Raw genomic sequence first — 19,381 nt, 5'->3', positions numbered from 1 at the left:
GCCAAGGCATTGCTGCGCAGCGCGGCGGCGTTGCGGGCGGCGCGTCAGTTGTCGGGCGCGCGAGGCGGTGACCGGCGGTCTCGACGCGGCCGCGGCGCTGGGCCGCCGGAATTCCTTCGCCTCGCATGGGAACACAAGAACTTGCTACACAAGTCTTCCGAATCACAATAAAAGTGTGGCATTTTGAGGAGCGTGTACACGGAGAAGCGAGAAGCACCTCCTGAGAGTTCCGCACTCCCAGGGCTGGCAGGCGTGGTGGGCGGCGGCCGCATGGGCGCCGGCATCGCCCACGCCCTGCTGCTGGCCGGAAGCGCGGTCACGCTGGTCGAACGCGACGAGCAGGCCGCGGCCGGCGCCCGTGACCGGGTGGCCCGAGCGATGGCGGACAGCGCACGGCGCGGCCTGGTCACGAACACCGACGAGATACTCACCCGGCTGGCCATCGTCACCAGTCCCGCCGAACTGCGGGACGTGGGGCTGGTCATCGAGGCGGTGCCCGAGAACCTCGATCTCAAGCTCGTGACGCTGCGAGCCGTCGAGGAGGCGATCGCGCCCGACGCGACCATCGCCTCCAACACCAGCAGCATCTCCCTCGACACGCTGGCCGAGGCCCTCGGCAGGCCCGAACGCCTTCTCGGGCTGCACTTCTTCAACCCCGTCCCGGCGAGCAAACTCGTCGAGGTGGTCATCGCGACCGCCACCGCACCGGCCCTCCAGAAGCACGCCGTCGCCTGGGTCGAGGCGCTCGGCAAGACGGCCGTGATCGTCAGGGACGCTCCCGGCTTCGCCAGCAGCAGGCTCGGTGTCCTGCTCGGTCTGGAGGCGATCCGCATGGTCGAGTCCGGGGTGGCCTCGCCCGCCGACATCGACGCCGCCATGACTCTCGGCTACGGCCACCCGACCGGCCCGCTGCGCCTGACCGACCTCGTCGGCCTGGACGTGCGACTGGGGATCGCCCGCTATCTCGAAAGCGAGCTCGGTCCCCGTTTCACCCCACCGGACCTGCTGATCCGGCTCGTTGAGCAGGGCCACCTGGGACGCAAGACCGGCAAGGGCTTCTACGACTGGAGCGAATGATGAACACGGTGCAGAGCTACCTGGAAGGGTCCTGGCGAGCCGGCCGCGGCGAAGGCGTCCCCGTCGCCGACGCGGTGACCGGACAGCTGGTGGCCCGGGTCAGCGGCGAAGGGCTCGACCTCGCCGCCGTCGTGGCCTACGCCCGCCGTACCGGCTTGGCCGCGCTCGGCGAGCTGACCTTCCCGCAGCGGGCCGCCGCGCTCAAGGCAGTCGCCCAGACGTTGCAGGAACGCAGGCAGGAGCTGTACGACCTGTCCGCGCGGGCCGGCGCCACCAGGAGTGACGCCGCCGTTGACGTGGACGGCGGCATCGGCACCGCCCTCGTCTATGCGAGCCTGGCCCGCAAGAACCTGCCCGACCACACGCTCATCGTCGAGGACGACCCGATTCCGCTCGGCAAGGGCGGCACGTTCGCCGGCCGTCACCTCCTCACCACGCCCCGCGGGATCGCTCTGCAGATCAACGCGTTCAACTTCCCCGTCTGGGGCATGCTGGAGAAGCTCGCGCCCGCGCTCCTGGCCGGGGTGCCCACCATCGTCAAACCGGCCACCCCGACCGCGTACATCGCCGCGCACGCCGTGCGGATCATCGCCGATGCGCTCCCGCCGGGTGCGATCCAGCTCGTCGCGGGGAGCATCCCCGGCCTGTTCGACCTGCTCGGCGGGCAGGACCACATCGGCTTCACCGGCTCGGCCGCCACGGCTGCGCGGCTGCGCTCCGACCCGGCGGTCACGCGCCGCTCGGCGCGCTTCAACGCCGAGGCCGACTCGCTGAACTGCTCCGTGCTTGGGCCGGACGCCGTCCCCGGGCAGCCGGAGTTCGACCTGTTCGCCGATGCCCTGGTCACCGAGATGACCGTCAAAGCCGGACAGAAGTGCACCGCCATCCGGCGCGCGTTCGTCCCGGAGCAGCTCATCGACGCGGTGTCAGAGGCGGTCGAGGCCAGGCTCGACCGGGTCGTCGTGGGCGCGCCCGGCGCCCCAGGCGTGACGATGGGTGCGCTCGTCGGGCTCGCCCAGCGTGACGACGTGCGCGCCGCGGTCGCCCGGCTGGCCGCGGCCGGGTCGATCGTGTGGGGCGACCCGGCCAAGGTCGAGGTGGTCGGAGCCGACGCCGAGCGCGGCGCGTTCCTGTCGCCGCTGCTGCTGCGCGCCGACGACACCGGCCGCACGGAACCCCACGAAGTGGAGGCGTTCGGCCCGGTCAGCACGCTGCTGCCCTATCGCGACCTCGAACAGCTTCACGAGCTGATCGCACGCGGAGAGGGCTCCCTGGCGGGCTCGGTCGTCTCACACGACCGTGACTTCGTGCGGCAGGTGGTGCTGGGCGCGGCCGCCTACCACGGCCGCATCCTGGTGCTCGACCGCGACAGCGCGGGCGAGTCCACCGGCCACGGCACGCCCATGCCTCAGCTCGTTCACGGAGGGCCCGGCCGTGCGGGCGGCGGCGAGGAGGAGGCCGGGCTGCGCGCCGTCCACGCCCACCTGCAACGCACCGCCATCCAGGGCCATCCGGCAACGCTCGACACCATCATCAGCAAGGAGTAGCCATGACCACCGACTCCCGTACCGGCGCCGCTCCCACGCCCTCCGGCCCGCTCAACCGCGTGGACTACAGCGAGCGCATCCCCAACAATGTCGACCTGGCGAGCGACCGCCGCCTGCAGCGTGCGCTGGAGAGCTGGCAGCCCAAGTTCCTGGACTGGTGGAGGCAGCTCGGTCCCGCCCTGCCGACCAAGGACGTCTACCTGCGCACCGCGGTCGCCGTGGGCCGCGATGGGTGGGCGCACTTCGAGCACGTCCCCATGGAGGAGTACCGCTGGGGCATCTTCCTGGCCGAGCGCGACCCCGACCGCACGGTCAACTTCGGTAAGCACAAGGGCGAGCCCGCCTGGCAGGAGGTGCCCGGCGAGCATCGCGCCGACCTGATGCGGCTCATCGTCGTGCAGGGTGACACCGAGCCGGCCTCGGTCGAGCAGCAGCGTGTCCTCGGCAACACCGCGCCCAGCATCTACGACCTGCGCAATCTCTTCCAGGTCAACGTGGAGGAGGGCCGCCACCTGTGGGCCATGGTCTACCTGCTGCACGCCTACTTCGGCAGGGAGGGCCGTGAGGAGGCCGAGCAGCTGCTCAAGCGCAACTCCGGCGACCTCGACGCGCCGCGCATCCTCGGCGCTTTCAACGAGGAGACCACCGACTGGCTGCAGTTCTTCATGTTCACCTACTTCACCGACCGCGACGGCAAGTACCAGCTCGGCACGCTCAAGGAGTCGGCGTTCGACCCCCTCGCCCGTACGTGTGAGTTCATGCTCAAGGAGGAGGCCCACCACATGTTCGTGGGCACCACCGGCGTGCAGCGGATCCTGGAGCGCACCGCCGAGCTCATGAAGGAGCACGGCGCGGCCGAGATCTTCCCGCACGGCGGTATCCCGCTGGACGTCATCCAGAAATACCTGAACTTCCAGTTCTCGGTCTCGATGGACCTGTTCGGCTCCGAGCAGTCGACCAACGCCGGCAACTACTTCAGCTCCGGGCTCAAGGGCCGCTGGATGGAGACCCGGCGCAAGGACGACCACGTGCTCCTCGACGCGACCCGCGAGGTGCGCTACATCGAGGACGGCCGGATCGCGACCAAGACCGTGCCGATGCTCAGCGCGCTCAACCTCGACCTGCGCGACGAGTACGTCGCCGACTGTGCCAACGGCGTGCGCCGCTGGAACCAGGCGCTGGAGGACGCCGGGCTGGAGGAGCGGCTGTACCTGCCGCACGAGGGCTTCAACCGTAAGGTCGGCGGGTACGCGGGGCACCACGTCACCCCGCAGGGCGATGTCGTCGACGAGGCCGCCTGGCAGGCCCGCGCCGCCGAGTGGCTGCCCACGCCCGAGGACCGCGAGCAGGTCGCGGCGCTCATGGTGCCCGAGTACGAGTACGGCAAGTTCGCCGGCTGGATCGCCCCGCCGAAGACCGGCATCAACGACCAGCCGGTCGAGTTCGACTACGTGCACCTCGCCGACGAAGGACTCGTCTAGTGCCGCGTGGCGGCGCCGGAGTCCATGAGGTCCCACTCGGCCTGGGCGCGCCTGCGCCACCGGTCGCGCAGGTCGTGGAAGACGGTCGCCGCCCGGGGCCCCGGCCAGTCGTGGTCGAGCAGCTCGGCGGGCAGGTCGGGGTCGAGGAACGGGAAGCGCCGCCATTCCTGGATGAGCAGCACCTGATGGACGAACGCCTCCCGGTCGGTGGAGACCACGCGGCCCTCGAAGCGTTCGATGAAGTCCAGGTAGCGCTTCTCGACGTCGTCGAGGTCCCAGGCGGCGTTGATGAGCTGGGTGATGTCGCCGATGTCGCTCGCCGGGCCGATCCAGGCGTGGGCCCGGTCGCCGAGGTCCAGCTCGCGGACGACGTCACGGACCGCGGCCTCCTTGGAGGCGTCGGGAATGACCCAGAGCGTGGGGGAGGGCGACCCGAGGCCGAGCCAGGTGAGCTTGGTGCGCAGCCGGTGACGGAGCCGACGCTGGGTCTCCGGCACGCCGGCGGTGAGCACGAGCCAACGGCCGTCCCACGCGTGCGGCCTGCGCATGAAGCCGTAGATCCGCTCGGTGCCCTCGCGCAGCAGCCGCTCGCCGGCCTCGGTGAGGTTCCAGCGCACCTTGCGGCCGTGCCGCACCGAGGCCAGCAGGCCTTCGGCGCAGGTGCGCGACAAGGCCTGGCGCGCGGACTTCTCCTCGACGCCGAGGGCGCCGAGCGCGTCGATCAACGTGCCCGTCCAGACCTCGCCCCGGCGCGGCAGGACGAACTCACCGAGAACCGTCAGCAGCAGCGAGCGGGCGCTGGCCGAGGTCTTCCCGGGCTCGTGCCCGGCGGGCTCCGCCGCCTGACCGATGTCCGTGCGCGGTTCGCGCGGGGTCACGTGGCCCTCCTGTCATTCGACGCGTCGATGACGCGCATTCTGCCAGGTCGGGCATGCGGACACGGGAACGCCAGACGATCCAGCAAAAACTACAAACTCTTGACGACACGTTTTGAAAACGTGGAGTATTGAGAGCATCCTCTCGTTCAACGGAGCACACATTGACTGTCACCGCTGAAACCGCGCATCCGGCTCCGCCGGTGGTCCGCTTCGCCACCTCCCCGGACCGCTACCGCCACTGGAAGCTCGAGGTGGACGGGGCGGTGGCCACCGTCACGTTGTGCGTCGACGAGCACGGGGGCCTCGTCCCGGGCTACGAGCTGAAGATGAACTCCTACGACCTCGGTGTCGACATCGAGCTGTACGACCTCGTCCAGCGGCTCCGCTTCGAGCACCCGGAGGTGAGGGCTGTCGTCATGACCGGCGGCCTGGACCGGATGTTCTGCGCGGGGGCCAACATCCGCATGCTCGCCCAGTCCACGCACGCCTGGAAGGTGAACTTCTGCAAGTTCACCAACGAGACCCGCAACGGCATCGAGGACGCCACCGCGCACTCCGGCCAGACCTGGATCGCCGCGCTCAACGGCACCGCCGCCGGCGGTGGCTACGAGCTCGCGCTCGCCTGCGACCAGATCGTCCTCATCGACGACGGGTCCTCGGCCGTCTCCCTGCCCGAGGTGCCGCTGCTCGGCGTACTCCCCGGCACCGGTGGCCTGACCCGCGTCGTGGACAAGCGGCACGTGCGCAAGGACCGCGCAGACCTGTTCGCCACCAAGTCCGAGGGCTACCGCGGCCGCATCGCGGTCGAGTGGGGCCTGGTCGACGCCGCCGTGCCGCGCAACGCCCTGAACGGTGAGGTGGCCAGACGCGCTCAGGAGGCCGCGGCGACGTCCAAGCGGCCGTCGGATGCCACGGGCGTGAGCCTGACGCCGCTCGACCGCAAGGATGACGGCGACGCCATCACCTATCCCTACGTGTCCGCGAGGATCGACCGGGCGAACCACCGCGTCGAGATCACCGTCTCCGGCCCCCACGACGCACCACCCGCCGAGCCCGCCGCCCAGGGCTGCGACTACTGGCCGCTCGCCGTGACCCGCGCGCTGGACGACCTCATCCTGCACCTGCGCACCAACGAGCTGGATCTCGGCATCTGGGTGCTGCGCGCCGCGGGGGACCCCGAGCGTGTCCTGGCCTACGACGCGCAGCTCCGTACGGTGGACGACTGGTTCGTCAACGAGGTCCGCCACTACTACAAGCGCACGCTCAAGCGCCTCGACGTCACCAGCCGCAGCCTCATCGCCGTCATAGAGCCGGGCACCTCCTTCGCCGGGTTGCTGGCCGAGCTGGCGCTGGCCGCCGACCGGCAGTACATGCTGGCGGGCGTCTACGAGGACCGCGACGACGACGCGGAGCCTGCCACCGTCGTCCTCACCCCGTCCAACGACGGCGACTACCCGATGGGCAACGGCCTGTCCCGGGTGGAGTCCCGCTTCTGGGGCCACGACGAGGACCTCGCCGCCGTCCGCGCCAGGCTCGGCGAACCCCTGGACGCCGCCGCCGCGCAGGAGCTCGGCCTGGTCACCATGGCCCTGGATGACATCGACTTCGAGGAAGAGCTGCGCATCGTCCTGGAGGAACGCGCCTCGCTGTCGCCCGACGCGCTGACCGGCATGGAGGCCAACCACCGCTTCGTCGGCCCGGAGACCCTGGAAACCAAGATCTTCGGACGGCTCACCGCCTGGCAGAACTGGATCTTCATCCGCCCGAACGCCTCCGGTCCCGACGGTGCCCTGCGCCGCTACGGCAGCGGCCGCAAGGGCGACTACGACCTCGGGCGGGTGTGAAGCATGACCATGTTCAACGCCGGTACGTGGCTCGTCCACCGCCACGTGCGGGAGGGCCGTGGGGAGCGGGTGGCGGTGCGACGTGGCGGGGCCACGCTCACCTACGCCGAACTGTCGGAGCTGGTCGGAGCCGTCACCGCGGCCCTGCGCGGACTCGGGCTGCGCCGCGACGACCGGGTCGTGTTCGTCGCCAACGACGACGTGCCCATGTTCGCCGGCATTCTCGCGGCCTTCTGCGGCGGGTTCGTCGCCGTTCCGGTCTCCACCATGCTGAGCGCCAAGGAACTCGGCACGATCATCACCGACTCCGGCGCGAGTGTGGTGGTGGCGAGCGCCGAGTACGGGCCCCAGGTCAGTGACGCCCTCACCATGGCGCCCGAGGTGCGCCATCTGGTGTGTGACGGCGACGCGGCGCTGCCGGCCCCCGCCGGAATCACCTCACTGATCTGGGCGGAGCTGCTCAAGGCAGGCGCCGGTGAGTCGCGTGACCCAGCCACCACCGTGGAGGACTCCTGGGCGCTGTGGCTCTACACCTCCGGCACCACCGGCGCCCCCAAGGGCGCGATGCACCGCCACGCCAACATCCGGCACGTCTGCGAGACCTACGGCGACCTGGTGCTCGGCATCGAACCGGACGACGTCTGCTTCTCCGTCGCCAAGCTCTTCTTCGCCTACGGCATCGGCAACTCCATGTTCTTCCCCCTCTCCGCCGGAGCCGCGACGGTGCTGGAGCCCCGCCGCCCCGCCCCCGCCGTGATCGCCGAGCGCATGGCCGCCGACCACCCGACGTTGTTCTTCGGCGTCCCCACCTTCTACGCCACACTGCTCGCCGCAGACCTGCCGGAGAACACCTTCACGTCGGTACGGCGGGGCGCGTCGGCGGGGGAGGCCCTGCCCGCTCCGCTCCAGGAGAGATTCACCGGCCGCTTCGGCGTGGAGATCATCGACGGCATCGGATCCACCGAGGCGCTGCACATCTTCCTGTCCAACCGGCCCGGCGACATCCGCCCCGGCACCACGGGCCGCCCGGTACCCGGCTACGACATCGAGATCCGCGACGTGGACGGGTCGCCGATGCCCGACGGGCAGCCCGGTTCCCTGCACGTGAAGGGCGAGTCCATCGCCCTGGGCTACTGGCGGCGGACCGGGGCCAGCCGCACCGTGTTCGCGGGGGAGTGGCTCAACACCGGCGACACCTACGTACGCTCGCCGGACGGCTACTACACGTGCCTGGGCCGCAGCAACGACCAGCTCAAGGCGGGCGGCATCTGGGTCTCGCCCGTGGAGGTCGAGAGCCGCCTGCTGGAGCACCCTCGGGTGGAGGAGGCCGCCGTGGTCGGTCTGGCCGACGAGCACGGGCTGGACAAACCGGTCGCCTGCGTCGTCGCCCGGGGTGAGGTCACCGCCGAGGAGCTCATCCGGTGGTGCCGCGATGGTCTGGCCGCGTTCAAACGCCCCAGGCAGGTGGTCTTCCTCGACCGGCTGCCCAAGACCGCGACCGGCAAGATCCAGCGCTTCAAGATCCGCGAGCTCCTCGCGGAGGGGGCAGCCCATGAGTGATCTCGACGTCGACGTGCTGGTCGTCGGGGCGGGGCCCGTCGGCCTCTTCGGCGCCTACTACGCCGGGGCGCGCGGCCTGCGCACGGCGGTCGTCGACTCGCTGAGCCAGGTCGGCGGGCAGGTCGCCGCCATGTATCCGGAGAAACAGATCTACGACATCGCCGGGTTCCCCTCCGTCTCCGGCCGGCGACTCATCGCCAACCTGGTCGAGCAGGCGGCGCCGTACGAGCCGGCATACCTGCTCGGCCAGGAGGCGCAACGGCTCGAACGCTCCCCCCAAGGCCGGCTCCAGGTGAAGACCAGCACCGGAACCGACATCAGCGCCGGGGCCGTCATCGTGACCGGGGGCATCGGCACCTTCACGCCCCGGCCGCTCCCGGCCGGGGAGGAGTTCCTCGGCAGGGGCCTGGCCTATTTCGTCCCCGACAGTGCGGAGTACGCGGGCCGGGACGTGGTCGTCGTCGGCGGTGGCGACAGCGCCGTGGACTGGGTCCTGATGCTCCATCCCGTCGCGCGGAGCGTCACGCTGGTGCACCGCCGCGCCGCCTTCCGCGCCCACCAGGGCTCGATGGCGCAGCTCACCGCCTCGCCGGTCGAGATCATCACCAACGTGCAGGTCACCGCCACCACCGGCGGTGACCGGCTGGAACGGATCGAGCTGAGCACCGGGCAGACCCTCCCGTGCCAGCGGCTCGTCGCCGCACTGGGCTTCGTCGCCAACCTCGGCCCGCTCCGCGAATGGGGGCTCGACCTGCACGACAACCGCCACCTCGTCGTCGACTCGGCGATGCGCACCAACGTGCCCGGTATCTTCGCCGCCGGCGACATCGCCGACTACGACGGAAAGGTCCGCCTGATCGCGACCGGCTTCGGCGAGGTGGCGACGGCCGTCAACAACGCCGCCGTGTACCTCGATCCCGGCGCCCAGCTCTTCCCGGGGCACTCCACCGACCAACCCGCCCCCGTCTGATCAGGAGTCTTTCAGCATGCCGTACGTCATCGCCGCGCCCTGCATCGACGTCATGGACAAGTCGTGCGTCGAGGAGTGTCCGGTCGACTGCATCTACGAGGGGGACCGCAAGCTCTACATCAACCCCAAGGAGTGCATCGACTGCGGCGCCTGCGAGCCTGTCTGTCCCGTCGAGGCGATCAGCCAGGACCGGCGCGTCCCCGACGAGCACGCCGAGTTCGTCGAGGACAACCGCCGCTTCTTCGCCGAAATCCTGCCGGGACGCGACGCGCCGCTCGGCGCGCCCGGGGGCTCGCACAAGACGGGCCGCATCGGCACGGACACCTCGATGGTCACGGACCAGCCGTGATCGACGGCATCCCGCTCATCGACGCGCACGTCCACGTGCCGCTGCTCGGCACCGTCAAACCGGCCTGGCGGCGGTGGGCCGACGACTTCGGCGCGGACGGCGTCATGGAGGACGCCTGGGACCGTGAGGGCAGGCCGCGTCCGGCCCGCCTGGACGAGATCTTCGCTGCCCAGGGCGTGGACGTCGCGCTGCTGTTCTGCGAGTACAGCCCCAAGGCCACCGGCACGCAGGCGTTCGAGGACCTGCTGCCCATCGTCGAGCACAACCCCGACAGGTTCCGCCCCGTCGCCAACGTCAACCCGCACCTGCACTTCCCGATCGCCGCCGAGGTGCGGCGGCAACTCGACCTCGGAGCCGCCGCGCTCAAGCTGCATCCCGTGCACGGCGGGTTCCGCTGCGACGACGCGGCCCTGTACCCGGCGTACCACGTGCTCGAAGAACGCGGCGTCCCGCTCGTCGTCCACTGCGGCACCAGTTCCTTCCCCGGTGCCGCCAACGAGAACGCCGACCCACGCTTCCTCATCCCCGTCGTCCGGGACTTCCCCAGGCTCAACGTCGTGCTCGCGCACGGCGGACGCGGCTGGTGGTACGACGCCGCCGCCTTCCTCGCCCTGTCCCACGACACCGTGTGGCTGGAACTGTCCGGCCTGCCACCCAAACGGCTGCCCGAGTACTACGCCAGATTCGACCTCGTCCGCCTTGCCGGCAGATGGATCTTCGGCACCGACTGGCCGGGCGTGCCCGGCATCGCCGCCAACGCGCGCGCCGTCGCCGGGCTGGTGCCGGATGAGGTGGCCGCGGCCGTCCTCGCGGGGAACGCCAGGAACGTGTACGCCGGTCTGCCTCCGATCCAGAAGCAGGAGTGACCCATGCCCATCTACGCTCTCGGCGACCAAGAGCCCCGGATTCACCCGGACGCCTACATCCATCCCGACGCCGTCGTCATCGGCAGCGTCGTCATCGGCGCCGAGTCGTCGGTCTGGCCGGCCGCCGTCCTGCGGGCCGACTTCGGCCGCATCGAGATCGGCGACCGCACCTCCATCCAGGACGGCACCATCGTGCACACCACCGAGCAGTGGCCGACCGTGATCGGCAGCGACTGCGTGGTCGGGCACAACGCCCACCTCGAAGGCTGCACCATCGAGGACCGCTGCCTCGTCGGCTCGGGCTCGGTCGTCCTGAACCGCGCGGTCGTCCGCACCGGCTCGGTGGTCGGTGCCCAGGCGCTCGTACCCGAAGGCCTGGAGATCCCGGTGGGCCACCTGGCCCTAGGTGTGCCGGCTCGGCCCCGACCGATGCAGGACGACGTACAGAAGGCATGGATCGACTATGGCGTGAACAACTACCTCGCCAACTCCACGCGCTACCGGCACGAACTACGCAGGCTCGACGGCTGAGGAAAGAGACCATGACCGACATTCACGGCCGGCCGGCCACCGAGCTCAGCGACGAAGAGCTGGAAGAGCAGGGCGCCCAGGCGCACGCCACGCGCAACTGGGTCTTCCTGCACGGCAGCGCCGAGCAGTTCGCCCGCCACACCACTCGCATGCTCGAACTCGAACGAGAGTACCTGCGCAGTCATCCGAAGCGGACCTGGCAGGGATCGGGCGGCGCCGGAGGGGACCGTACGGTGACGGCCGACGCCTGGCGCGAGACGGTGCTCGGCATCATCGAGCAGCTCACCATGATGCTGAAGCGGCCCGACCCGCACCATGATGGCCTCCCGGACACAGCCGACCCGGTACGGGCGTTCCTGCGGCGCATCGCCGACGGTGGCGGCCGCCTGCACAAGCTCGAGGCCCACCAGGCCGCTCGCGAGGTCGGGCTGGACCGCGCATCGGTGGCCGACCTCTACAAGGCCCATCCGCCGCTGATCAGCACCGAAGGACACGACAGGGTGCTGACGGAGGCCGGCCGCGCCCACCTCACCGCGGACCCCGCCTGACCGCCGGCAGAGCGGGCATCAGCGGCGCCGCTCCAGAAAGGCCGTCATACGCTCCTGCTTCTCCTCGGTTTCGAACAGCACGGCCTGCGCGACGTCGTCGAAGCGGGGGTGGGCGCCTGGAGGCGCGGCCAGGGCGAGCTTGGTCAGGCGCAGCGCCAGCGGTGCGTTCTTGGCAATGCGAGCGGCCAGCCGGTCCGCCGCGGCCATCAACTCGTCCTCGGGCACCAGTTCGTTCACCAGCCTGACCGCCAGAGCCTCCGCTGCGAACATCACCCGGCCGGCGAGCAGGATCTCCTTGGCGAGGGGCTCGCCGACCAGTTCCCGCAGCCGCCAGCAGGCGCCGGCCGCCGCCATGATGCCGAGCTCGGCCTCTGGATTGCCGAACCTGGCCCGCGGGGTCGCGATGCGGAAGTCACAGGCGTAGGCCAGCTCGGCGCCCCCGCCGAGGGCAGGACCGTCGATCGCGGCGATCGTGGGCATCGGCAGCCGGGCGATCCGGTCGAACAGGCCGGAGTTGATACCCGCCAACGCGTCCTCACGGCGGCGCTCCCGCAACTGCCGAATGTCCGCGCCAGCGGCGAAGACGCCGTCGGTCCCGGTGATCACAAGGATCCGAGGTCGGCTCTCCAGACCGGCGCACACCTCGTGCAAATCGGCCACCATCGCAGCGTCGATCGCGTTACGCACGTGCGGCCGGTCCATCCGGACGAGCACCCGATCCGGCCCGTCCTCGATCTTCAGGGTGTCGCTCACCGGGCGCTTCCTCTCCTTACGTTCTACATATTTCATGCGATTCGACTGGATATTGTAGACTAAATCCTGGCCTGGGCGTCTTGTGCGGCAGCCGTCACTGACCGGCCCGATTCCACTGAACGGTGATGAGGCCATCCGACGCCGGAGGATGGTCAACAGGCGGGTCGCGCTGCGGATGCCCCTGGACGTGATCAAGGCCAAAGCCGCCAAGCAGAAAGCCCTGGCCAGTGGAACCGACTGCACCATCGTCGCGACCTGCGGAGACGTCTTCCGGCTCCATCGGCGTCATGGAGATCTCTATTCAAGACCCTCATGCAGCTGCTGGTTATTAATCTACAATGTAAAGGCGGTCCTCATCGGGTTCGCGGGCGATATCGCCGATGACGTCGGCGGCGGCGTGGATGGCGGGCAGGTCCATCTCATCGAGGGCGGCGCGGATGTCGCCGTCGGGAATCGGCGACCGAGCGGATCTTCAGCCAGACCTCGCGCAGCACAATCGCCGCAGTGCCGAGGTCCCTGAGGGTGCGCATCCGCTCCTTGTTCGCTTTGAACGCCGCCATTCAGATTGACATTGCTAGCCATTTCAGTCATGTTTGAAATAACTGGCACTCTTGTATGGAGCGAACCATGGAACATGTGACCTTCAACAGCCTCGGCACCCGCTGCGCGGGTGACCTATCGGCGGCTCGGTGGCGGCCCAGGCCGCCGTGCTCGATCGGCGCATCAAGTGCGTTGTGGTGCAGAGCCCCAGCTTGTGGAACGGATAGCGCTACCTGGAACGCCTCCTGGGCCGTGCCGGTGTCCACGCGCTGCGCGATCAGCTGCAGCAGGACTGGCAGCGGCGCTACGAAGGCGGGCAGAGCGCTCGCGTGCCGCATCTGACGCTGGAGGGCGACAGCGTGAAGGACACCCGGACATGTCGACCCGCCTGTTTCCCACCTACCGCAACGAGAAGACCCTCGACTCGGCCGAGCACCTGCTCACCTTCGCCCCGGAGTTGGCACAGTGAACCGGCACACGATCAACAACGGAGGATGCGACGATGAGCGCTGAGGAACAGCGGGACCGCCTGCTTCGCTGGGTAGAACGGGTGGCCGCCTTCTGCGTCGAGGAGTGGGGGCTACCGCCCATCACCGGACGCATCCTCGGCTGGCTCATGATCTGCGATCCGGCCGAGCAGTCCGCCGGCCAGATCGCGGACGTCATCCAGGCCAGCCGGGCCTCGCTCACCTCGAACATGCGGTTTCTCACGGCCATCGGCCTGGTCAAGAAAGCGAGAAGGCCCGGTGACCGCACCTCCTACTACCGCATCGAAGACGACGCCTGGCAGAAGGTCATCCAGCGCAAGCTCGAAAGCCTGAGCGCGTTCGGCGAGATCGCCGACGAAGGGCTCGACATCGCGGGCGGCGAGGGGCACCGCACCGAGCGCATCAAGGCCGCCCACGACTCCCTGACCTGGCTGCAGGACCTCGCAGCCCGCCATCCACTACGCCGTTAAGGAAAACCTGTCATGCACCGCTGGCAACCCAAACTCGGGCTGATCCAGGAAACGCTGCTGCTCACTCTCCACGCCAGAGCCCTGGACGCCCGGCTGCCCAGCCCGATCCTCGGCGACACGCTCTCCGCCGACCTGGCCGGCAGAATCGATTACGACTTCGGCAAGCTGAAGCTCAAGCCCAACCTCGTCCTCACCACGGCACTGCGCGCCAAGAAGCTGGATGACGTCGTTCGCGCCTACATCGCCGCTCATCCCGAATGCGTGGTGCTCGACCTGGGCTGCGGCCTGGACACCCGGATGTCCCGCTGTGATCCCCCGCTGGGCGTCGACTGGTACGACATCGACTTCCCGGAAGTGGTGCACCTGCGATCCGAATGTCTGCCCGGCCCTTCCCACCTGGTCGAGGCAGACCTCACCAGATCCAGCTGGCTCACCGCCATCCCCCGTGACCGGCCAGCGATGATCGTCGCCGAGGGGCTGCTGCCCTTCATGCCCGGCGACTCCTTCCAGACGATGACCCGCGCGCTGGCCGGCCACTTCCCTTCGGGCGAGCTCGCACTCAACGGCTATACCACCTTCGCCGCCTGGGCCATGAAATACCACCCGACCATCAAGGCACTCGGCATCAAAGCCGCCCAGGGCTTCGATGACCCACACGAACCAGAGTCCTGGGACGCCGGCCTCGAACTGATCGAGGAGCAGATCCTCACCCGCGCACCGGAAATAGCCCAGTTCCCCCAACCGCTTCGCGCGCTGACCCGTCTCACCGCCCACAGCACAGCCTTGTCGCGACAGGGAGCGCGCATTCTCCGCTACCGGTTCTGACCAGCCCCAGCGGCAGTGGCGACAAACATCGTCCTAAAGCTCGTGAACGTGCCGCCGAAGACAGCTGGGGCGAGAAAACGGAAACCAAGGTCCGCTTCTCACAAACGCTGGACTATCTCGTGGCGCGCTCCCTGGACCGGCCCTGCCGATCGAACAACTCACGGTGCCAGCCGAGATGTTAGAAGCGGGAAGCTGATTACGCACTCAGGACATCAATGGCAATCGGCTTGCGCCTCGAGCGGCTTGAGGTACCGCAGTGGCCCCATGAACGACTACGAGCTGTACCCCATCGGAGACGCAGCGGCCTGAGCGTGAGCGCTGTCCGGTTCTACGTCGACACCGGGCTGATCGAGCCCACGGACCTGAACGAGGCTTAGGACCCTGATCAAACAGGGCGGCACCGCTCAAACCGACCTGATGCACAAGCTCGTCTGGATGACCGACGAGGAACGCGAACAGACCATCGACGATTTCTGGAACGACGTCGGCGAGGACCTGGACGTCCCCGAGAGCGTCGTCGACCGGTTGCGGACGATGCGCCCGGTCCTGCCCGCGGACCCCACGGCCGCCCAGCTCGAGGCGTGGATCGACCTGGCCGACCTGGTGTCAAACCCGGTGTTCCGCGACGCGGTCCGTACCTACCTGCAAGACATCTGGTCCACACCGGAGACCCGAGTCCTGGTGACCGAGCCGTTTCAGGACTTCATGCACGCGAGTGGGGCCCGGCTCGTAGAGGGAACTCCTCGCCGCGTACCGCGCCGGAGAATCTCCCTGGGCCCAGCAGGCCGTCACACGCTTCATGGAAGCGGCCACCGCGCTGTCCGACACACCGCTCACCCCCGAAGTCCGAAGGTCAAGGCTCTGAGCTGCGAAAACGCTCGCTAGCGTTCGATTCCAGCCAGATGGTCCCAGCAATCCCTCTTGACGCACAGCCGATTTGTAAAGGTATGGTTTACAAATGCAAGAAACGTTGACGGAGGCGCTGCAGGCCTTGAAAGCACGTATGGAGGCGTTCCTCGCCGCACGTGTTCTGACGAGGAGCGACGACTGGACCGACTCGATAGGGCGCGCCGTGAGCATGCAGGCGGCCGCCGATGACGTCGTGCGTGCTGTCGTGCAGCAGGCACGACAGCACGGCGTCACGTGGCAGGTCATCGGTGATGCGCTCGGCGTGAGTCGGCAGGCGGCGTTTCAGCGCTATGGCAAACCGATCGATCCAAGAACAGGAGAACCCATGAACACCACGCCGCTACCCGGCGTCGCCGAACTGGCCGCCTCGGTGATCGAGGACCTCGCATCCGGGCAATGGACGCGTGTCACCGAGCAGTTCGATCCGAGCATGCGCGATGGCTTGTCGGAGGATGCGCTCGCGGCCGCGTGGGCGCAGATCGTCGGCCTGTCGGGAGCTTTCGAGGGGCTTGGAGAGCCTGAGATCACCCGGGCCGGCGACCTGACGATCACGAACACGCCGCTCTCGTTGGAGGCGGGCGACTACACGGCACGGATCGCGTTCCGCGACGACCGCACCATCGCCGGTCTGCACATCCTCGAAAGGCAGACGTCGTGACCATCGAATCTCCGGGCGGATCGAAGACGGCAATGACCCGAGGCGGACCCCGCATGAGCAGCCGTGATCTGCGATCCATCGGCGTGTTCACCACCTTGGCGTTCGGGCTCGCCTGGCTTCTCGCGCTTCCGCTCTGGTTCGGTGACGGACTCGCCAGCTCCTGGTTCACCGTCGTGGCCGCCGCCACGATGATGACCCCCGCGATCGCCGCCCTTGTGGTCGTGTTCTTCGTGGAGCGGCCGCAGCAGAAGGTGTGGACGCTCGGGCTGTGGCCGTTACGACCGGTCCGGAGACTGCTCGGCTACGGGGCGGTGGGGATCATCGTGTCCATCGCGCTCGTCCTGGTGGCGCTCCCGGTCGGTGCGCTGCTGGGTGTCTTTCCGGCCGATTTTGTGAACTTCTCCGCGTTCCAGCAGGTTCTCGACGAGCAAGCGGGCGCCGCGGGAGTGGCCGAAGTCCCGATACCGATCGGCGCGCTCATCGCTATCCAGCTCGCCGCACTCCCTTTGGCGGCGTTCATCAACCTCATCCCGGCGCTGGGGGAGGAACTCGGATGGCGAGGGTGGCTGCTGCCGAAACTGATGCCGCTCGGTACACTCCCAGCCCTCCTGATCTCGGGCGTGATCTGGGGCCTTTGGCACGCTCCGCTCATCCTCCTCGGGTACAACTACCCGGATGCGCCGGGCTGGCTCGGCGTGACCGCGATGGTCGGCATGTGCATCCTGGTCGGCGCGGTCTTCGGCTGGCTGCGGCTCCGATCGGGGTCCGTGTGGCCCGCGGCCCTCGCGCATGCCGCGTTCAATGGGGCGGGCGGGACCTACCTCCTCTTCGCCAAGGCCGGCGAGCACGTCGACACCACGCAGGCGACGATCCTCGGCTGGAGCGGGTGGATCGTGCCGCTCGCGCTCGTCGTGATCCTGATCGCCACGGGACAGTTCGCTTCCGCGAAGCACCCATGACCGTGAAGCTCGTCTCACTGAAGCCACAGGCTGACCAGGAAACCCTGGGCCCCCTGCCCCACGGGACCCTAACTCCCGGACAGTGATCTTTCCCTGGTCACGAATCTCCTGCAGCGCGGGGAGCGTGCTCCCGCTCTCTGCAAGCAGACGGTTTCAAGGTCGCGGCAGGTTGACGGGCATCTCATCACGCTCTTTGACGCTAGAGCTGCCGAGTCCTGCACCTTCTTCGTCACCACCATCGAGTTCCGGCCGACCCTTGAACGTCAGCGGAAGACGCGACGGCGAAGGGGCAGGTCGCCCGAAAACAGGTCTTCGACGGTCTCCATCGTTATCAACCGGCTGGATGAACAAGCTGGATGAACCTCTCTCAGCGCGTCAGCGGGACGTCCATCCTTGCTCCGGCAGTTGCGTCCGGACCAGCTCGACGAGGGCGCGATCTGCTTCGAGGTCGACCTGCACCAGCCGCGTACGGCTGATCTGGCCGCGCTCCTGCCCGGCGTCATCAGGAGCGGGCGCACCGCCGCCTTCGACGCCGAGTCCATGACGGCCGCCTACGGCATACTCCAAGTCGAACAGGGCCACCACCTCATCCAGCTGGTCGACCGCGGCCTGGGCCACGAACGCCAGCAGGATCGGGAACTTACGCTCCTTGCGCCGCTCCAGCCCCTGGTTGGTCGAGCGCCGTGCGACCTGGGCCAGGAACCGGCGGCGCTCATTCGGCAGCACCGACACATCCATCTGGTGGGCGTCAATCGCGCGCAGCCAGGTCAGCTTGTCGATCGCGGTCTTCAGCGAGGTCGCCGACGCGTCCCGGGCCGGGCTGACCTGCCACTCCAGCCGGGTCATCCGCAGCCCCGCATCCACCACCAGCATCCGCTCCAGATCGGCACGGAGCTCCGCCGTCAGCAGGTGGCCCACCCGCTGCGAGGTCAGATCGGAGGCGCCCTTGCGGGCCGTGCCGACCATCTTGGCCAAGATGAGCGCGCCGGGCCGGATCACCTTGGCCGCCCTCAGGTACTCGCGCGCCAGGTTGAACAGCAGCGTGGGCGAGTCGTGCTCCATCGCCCGGTCCAGCAGGAACTGCTCCAGCTCCGTCATCGCCTGGCTGCCCGCCAGGGCGGTCTGCCACTCCAGATGCTTGGCGATCAGGCCCAGATGGTCCGAGCGGGTCTGCTCACGCTCGGCCGTACAGCCGCAGTGCCGCCGACGCCACGCCCAGTCGCTCCGCGATCCGGACCCACGGCCGCGGGCGGTGCCGAGGCCACATCGTCGGGCACGAACCCGAGCCACGGCAGCGTGCAGAGCTGGACCAGCATGCCCAGCCGGTCGACAGGGCCTCGCCCGCCGGGACTCACGAACGCCACGTCAGCCGACGTCGGCGTGAAATATCTCTGACAACGCACCACTCCACGTGCCGTACCGGACAAAACCGGAACGACCGTAGCGGCAGTGATCATCAACCCGCCACAGGAGGTCAACTCCTACGTTTCCGCAGGTCGGGCGTAGAACGACACTCTGTCATTACAGATAGTAGCTATATGATTACAATAAGTTAATGATCGGTTCGTGGGGGCATCCGCCACACCCGCATCCCAGAAGGGAAACCGATCATGCGACGCACACTGACTGCACTGGCCACCCTCGCCGCCGCCGGCGCGATGGTGGTGATCCCGCTCACCACGGCTCACGCCGCCGGCGCCGTCCCGCACAACGCACCTACAGCGCGCTCCGGCGAGGTCATCGCATGCCAGCAGGTGTCCGCAGAACTGCCCACCGTCTTCGGGCAAAACTGCGATACCAGCCACTGGGGCCCCCTATCCGACTTCGTCATCGTTGACCCCAGCAGCAGAGCCAGCTACCGCTGCGAGAGCGGCTGGGCCGAAGGCAGCTTGTGGGTGAGGGGCCAGGACTGCCAGCGGGCCGCCAGCTCCTGACGTCGTCGTCCAGGCCGTACTCGCCCCCCACGACCAGTACTTGCGTCGACCACCGGTGCGGGCCGCTGGCACCCCGAGTTCGATGGCCCTCCGCCCCGAACGTGTCCCCAGCCGCCAGGTAGCGGAGTGAGAGATCACGATTGTGGTTCGTGATCGTGTCGGCCCTGGCTTTCGCCTGCGCCTCGCCGACCAGG

At 68.7% G+C, this 19,381-nt stretch carries 21 protein-coding genes and 1 pseudogene; 16 read left to right on the top strand and 6 right to left on the bottom strand.

Annotated features, from left to right (window positions below; genetic code table 11):
* Positions 1-192: 192 nt before the first annotated feature.
* Genes AB0B91_RS32345 through boxB form a run of 3 tightly spaced genes read left to right on the top strand, consistent with a single transcriptional unit; the run spans position 193 to position 4,105 of the window.
* The gene (locus tag AB0B91_RS32345) at positions 193-1,077 is read left to right on the top strand and encodes a 3-hydroxyacyl-CoA dehydrogenase family protein (RefSeq protein ID WP_358327530.1); all 885 of its coding nucleotides are present in this window, start codon (positions 193-195) and stop codon (positions 1,075-1,077) included.
* A complete protein-coding gene (paaZ, locus tag AB0B91_RS32340; RefSeq protein ID WP_358327528.1) occupies positions 1,077-2,624 on the top strand; it encodes a phenylacetic acid degradation bifunctional protein PaaZ in 1,548 nt (515 codons plus the stop codon). The genes AB0B91_RS32345 and paaZ overlap by 1 nt, the downstream gene beginning before the upstream one ends.
* A 2-nt stretch (positions 2,625-2,626) precedes the next feature.
* Complete coding sequence (gene boxB, locus AB0B91_RS32335; protein WP_358327526.1) at positions 2,627-4,105, top strand: benzoyl-CoA 2,3-epoxidase subunit BoxB; 1,479 nt, start codon at positions 2,627-2,629, stop codon at positions 4,103-4,105.
* On the opposite strand, the gene AB0B91_RS32330 is transcribed toward boxB, so the two are convergent.
* The gene (locus tag AB0B91_RS32330; RefSeq protein ID WP_358327524.1) at positions 4,102-4,983 is read right to left on the bottom strand and encodes a PaaX family transcriptional regulator C-terminal domain-containing protein; all 882 of its coding nucleotides are present in this window, start codon (positions 4,981-4,983) and stop codon (positions 4,102-4,104) included. The genes boxB and AB0B91_RS32330 overlap by 4 nt on opposite strands.
* Before the next feature lie 161 nt (positions 4,984-5,144).
* On the opposite strand from AB0B91_RS32330, the gene boxC reads away from it, so the two are divergent.
* Genes boxC through AB0B91_RS32295 form a run of 7 tightly spaced genes read left to right on the top strand, consistent with a single transcriptional unit; the run spans position 5,145 to position 11,651 of the window.
* Positions 5,145-6,827 carry a 2,3-epoxybenzoyl-CoA dihydrolase gene (gene boxC / locus AB0B91_RS32325; protein ID WP_358327522.1) on the top strand — a complete coding sequence of 561 codons (1,683 nt, stop codon included), beginning with the start codon at positions 5,145-5,147 and terminating at the stop codon, positions 6,825-6,827.
* 3 nt (positions 6,828-6,830) lie between these two features.
* Complete coding sequence (locus tag AB0B91_RS32320) at positions 6,831-8,387, top strand: benzoate-CoA ligase family protein (protein ID WP_358327519.1); 1,557 nt, start codon at positions 6,831-6,833, stop codon at positions 8,385-8,387.
* The gene (locus tag AB0B91_RS32315) at positions 8,380-9,357 is read left to right on the top strand and encodes an NAD(P)/FAD-dependent oxidoreductase (protein ID WP_358327517.1); all 978 of its coding nucleotides are present in this window, start codon (positions 8,380-8,382) and stop codon (positions 9,355-9,357) included. The genes AB0B91_RS32320 and AB0B91_RS32315 overlap by 8 nt, the downstream gene beginning before the upstream one ends.
* 16 nt (positions 9,358-9,373) lie before the next feature.
* Entirely contained in the window at positions 9,374-9,706 is a 333-nt protein-coding gene (gene fdxA / locus AB0B91_RS32310) for a ferredoxin (RefSeq protein ID WP_214633959.1), read from the top strand.
* Positions 9,703-10,572 carry an amidohydrolase family protein gene (locus tag AB0B91_RS32305; RefSeq protein WP_358327515.1) on the top strand — a complete coding sequence of 290 codons (870 nt, stop codon included), beginning with the start codon at positions 9,703-9,705 and terminating at the stop codon, positions 10,570-10,572. Before fdxA ends, AB0B91_RS32305 begins: the two co-directional genes overlap by 4 nt.
* 3 nt (positions 10,573-10,575) lie before the next feature.
* Positions 10,576-11,103 (top strand): gamma carbonic anhydrase family protein, encoded by a 528-nt coding sequence (locus AB0B91_RS32300; RefSeq protein WP_358327513.1) that lies wholly within the window; start codon positions 10,576-10,578, stop codon positions 11,101-11,103.
* 11 nt (positions 11,104-11,114) lie between these two features.
* A complete protein-coding gene (locus AB0B91_RS32295; protein WP_358327511.1) occupies positions 11,115-11,651 on the top strand; it encodes a DUF6158 family protein in 537 nt (178 codons plus the stop codon).
* Between the two features lie 18 nt (positions 11,652-11,669).
* Here AB0B91_RS32295 and AB0B91_RS32290 read toward each other — a convergent pair whose 3' ends face one another.
* The 3 genes from AB0B91_RS32290 to AB0B91_RS32280 all read right to left on the bottom strand — a co-directional run bounded on the left by AB0B91_RS32290 (position 11,670) and on the right by AB0B91_RS32280 (position 12,964).
* Positions 11,670-12,404 carry an enoyl-CoA hydratase/isomerase family protein gene (locus AB0B91_RS32290; protein WP_358327509.1) on the bottom strand — a complete coding sequence of 245 codons (735 nt, stop codon included), beginning with the start codon at positions 12,402-12,404 and terminating at the stop codon, positions 11,670-11,672.
* Between the two features lie 94 nt (positions 12,405-12,498).
* Positions 12,499-12,693, bottom strand: coding sequence for a hypothetical protein (locus tag AB0B91_RS32285; RefSeq protein ID WP_358327507.1), 195 nt, complete (start codon positions 12,691-12,693; stop codon positions 12,499-12,501).
* Positions 12,694-12,823: 130 nt separating this feature from the next.
* A complete protein-coding gene (locus AB0B91_RS32280; RefSeq protein ID WP_358327505.1) occupies positions 12,824-12,964 on the bottom strand; it encodes a hypothetical protein in 141 nt (46 codons plus the stop codon).
* Positions 12,965-13,446: 482 nt separating this feature from the next.
* Between AB0B91_RS32280 and AB0B91_RS32275 the strand changes: the two genes are divergently transcribed.
* The 5 genes from AB0B91_RS32275 (at position 13,447) to AB0B91_RS32255 (ending at position 17,253) form a co-directional block, all read left to right on the top strand.
* Complete coding sequence (locus AB0B91_RS32275) at positions 13,447-13,902, top strand: transcriptional regulator (protein WP_358327503.1); 456 nt, start codon at positions 13,447-13,449, stop codon at positions 13,900-13,902.
* 12 nt (positions 13,903-13,914) lie between these two features.
* A complete protein-coding gene (locus tag AB0B91_RS32270) occupies positions 13,915-14,727 on the top strand; it encodes a class I SAM-dependent methyltransferase (protein ID WP_358327501.1) in 813 nt (270 codons plus the stop codon).
* Positions 14,728-15,144: 417 nt separating this feature from the next.
* Positions 15,145-15,612, top strand: coding sequence for a hypothetical protein (locus AB0B91_RS32265; protein ID WP_358327499.1), 468 nt, complete (start codon positions 15,145-15,147; stop codon positions 15,610-15,612).
* 118 nt (positions 15,613-15,730) lie between these two features.
* Positions 15,731-16,294, top strand: a complete 564-nt coding sequence (locus AB0B91_RS32260; protein ID WP_358327893.1) for a DUF3887 domain-containing protein — start codon at positions 15,731-15,733, stop codon at positions 16,292-16,294.
* 53 nt (positions 16,295-16,347) lie between these two features.
* The gene (locus AB0B91_RS32255; RefSeq protein ID WP_195897281.1) at positions 16,348-17,253 is read left to right on the top strand and encodes a CPBP family intramembrane glutamic endopeptidase; all 906 of its coding nucleotides are present in this window, start codon (positions 16,348-16,350) and stop codon (positions 17,251-17,253) included.
* A 375-nt stretch (positions 17,254-17,628) separates the two neighbouring features.
* Here the strand turns inward: AB0B91_RS32255 and AB0B91_RS32250 are convergent, their stop codons facing one another.
* On the bottom strand, positions 17,629-18,543 hold the full coding sequence (locus tag AB0B91_RS32250; protein ID WP_358327496.1) for a DUF4158 domain-containing protein: 915 nt from the start codon (positions 18,541-18,543) through the stop codon (positions 17,629-17,631).
* Positions 18,544-18,551: 8 nt separating this feature from the next.
* A pseudogene (locus AB0B91_RS32245) lies at positions 18,552-18,710 on the bottom strand (hypothetical protein); the annotation flags it as partial.
* Positions 18,711-18,863: 153 nt separating this feature from the next.
* Here AB0B91_RS32245 and AB0B91_RS32240 point away from each other — a divergent pair.
* On the top strand, positions 18,864-19,187 hold the full coding sequence (locus AB0B91_RS32240; protein WP_358327494.1) for a hypothetical protein: 324 nt from the start codon (positions 18,864-18,866) through the stop codon (positions 19,185-19,187).
* Positions 19,188-19,381: the final 194 nt, after the last annotated feature.

The sequence above is a fragment of the Nonomuraea sp. NPDC049141 genome (assembly GCF_040648415.1).
In the GTDB taxonomy this organism is placed as follows: domain Bacteria; phylum Actinomycetota; class Actinomycetes; order Streptosporangiales; family Streptosporangiaceae; genus Nonomuraea.
The sequence above is the reverse complement of the archived record's forward strand: the minus strand, read 5'-3'. Positions and strand labels throughout refer to the sequence as shown.

Bases quoted from the DNA above. Each gene is read 5' to 3' on its own strand.
- paaZ (WP_358327528.1), top strand. From the start codon at position 1,077: ATGAACACGGTGCAGAGCTACCTGGAAGGGTCCTGGCGAGCCGGCCGC.
- boxB (WP_358327526.1), top strand. From the start codon at position 2,627: ATGACCACCGACTCCCGTACCGGCGCCGCTCCCACGCCCTCCGGCCCG.
- AB0B91_RS32320 (WP_358327519.1), top strand. From the start codon at position 6,831: ATGACCATGTTCAACGCCGGTACGTGGCTCGTCCACCGCCACGTGCGG.
- AB0B91_RS32315 (WP_358327517.1), top strand. From the start codon at position 8,380: ATGAGTGATCTCGACGTCGACGTGCTGGTCGTCGGGGCGGGGCCCGTC.
- fdxA (WP_214633959.1), top strand. From the start codon at position 9,374: ATGCCGTACGTCATCGCCGCGCCCTGCATCGACGTCATGGACAAGTCG.
- AB0B91_RS32300 (WP_358327513.1), top strand. From the start codon at position 10,576: ATGCCCATCTACGCTCTCGGCGACCAAGAGCCCCGGATTCACCCGGAC.
- AB0B91_RS32295 (WP_358327511.1), top strand. From the start codon at position 11,115: ATGACCGACATTCACGGCCGGCCGGCCACCGAGCTCAGCGACGAAGAG.
- AB0B91_RS32285 (WP_358327507.1), bottom strand. From the start codon at position 12,693: ATGACGCCGATGGAGCCGGAAGACGTCTCCGCAGGTCGCGACGATGGT.
- AB0B91_RS32280 (WP_358327505.1), bottom strand. From the start codon at position 12,964: ATGGCGGCGTTCAAAGCGAACAAGGAGCGGATGCGCACCCTCAGGGAC.
- AB0B91_RS32275 (WP_358327503.1), top strand. From the start codon at position 13,447: ATGAGCGCTGAGGAACAGCGGGACCGCCTGCTTCGCTGGGTAGAACGG.
- AB0B91_RS32270 (WP_358327501.1), top strand. From the start codon at position 13,915: ATGCACCGCTGGCAACCCAAACTCGGGCTGATCCAGGAAACGCTGCTG.
- AB0B91_RS32265 (WP_358327499.1), top strand. From the start codon at position 15,145: ATGCACAAGCTCGTCTGGATGACCGACGAGGAACGCGAACAGACCATC.
- AB0B91_RS32260 (WP_358327893.1), top strand. From the start codon at position 15,731: ATGGAGGCGTTCCTCGCCGCACGTGTTCTGACGAGGAGCGACGACTGG.
- AB0B91_RS32255 (WP_195897281.1), top strand. From the start codon at position 16,348: ATGAGCAGCCGTGATCTGCGATCCATCGGCGTGTTCACCACCTTGGCG.
- AB0B91_RS32240 (WP_358327494.1), top strand. From the start codon at position 18,864: ATGCGACGCACACTGACTGCACTGGCCACCCTCGCCGCCGCCGGCGCG.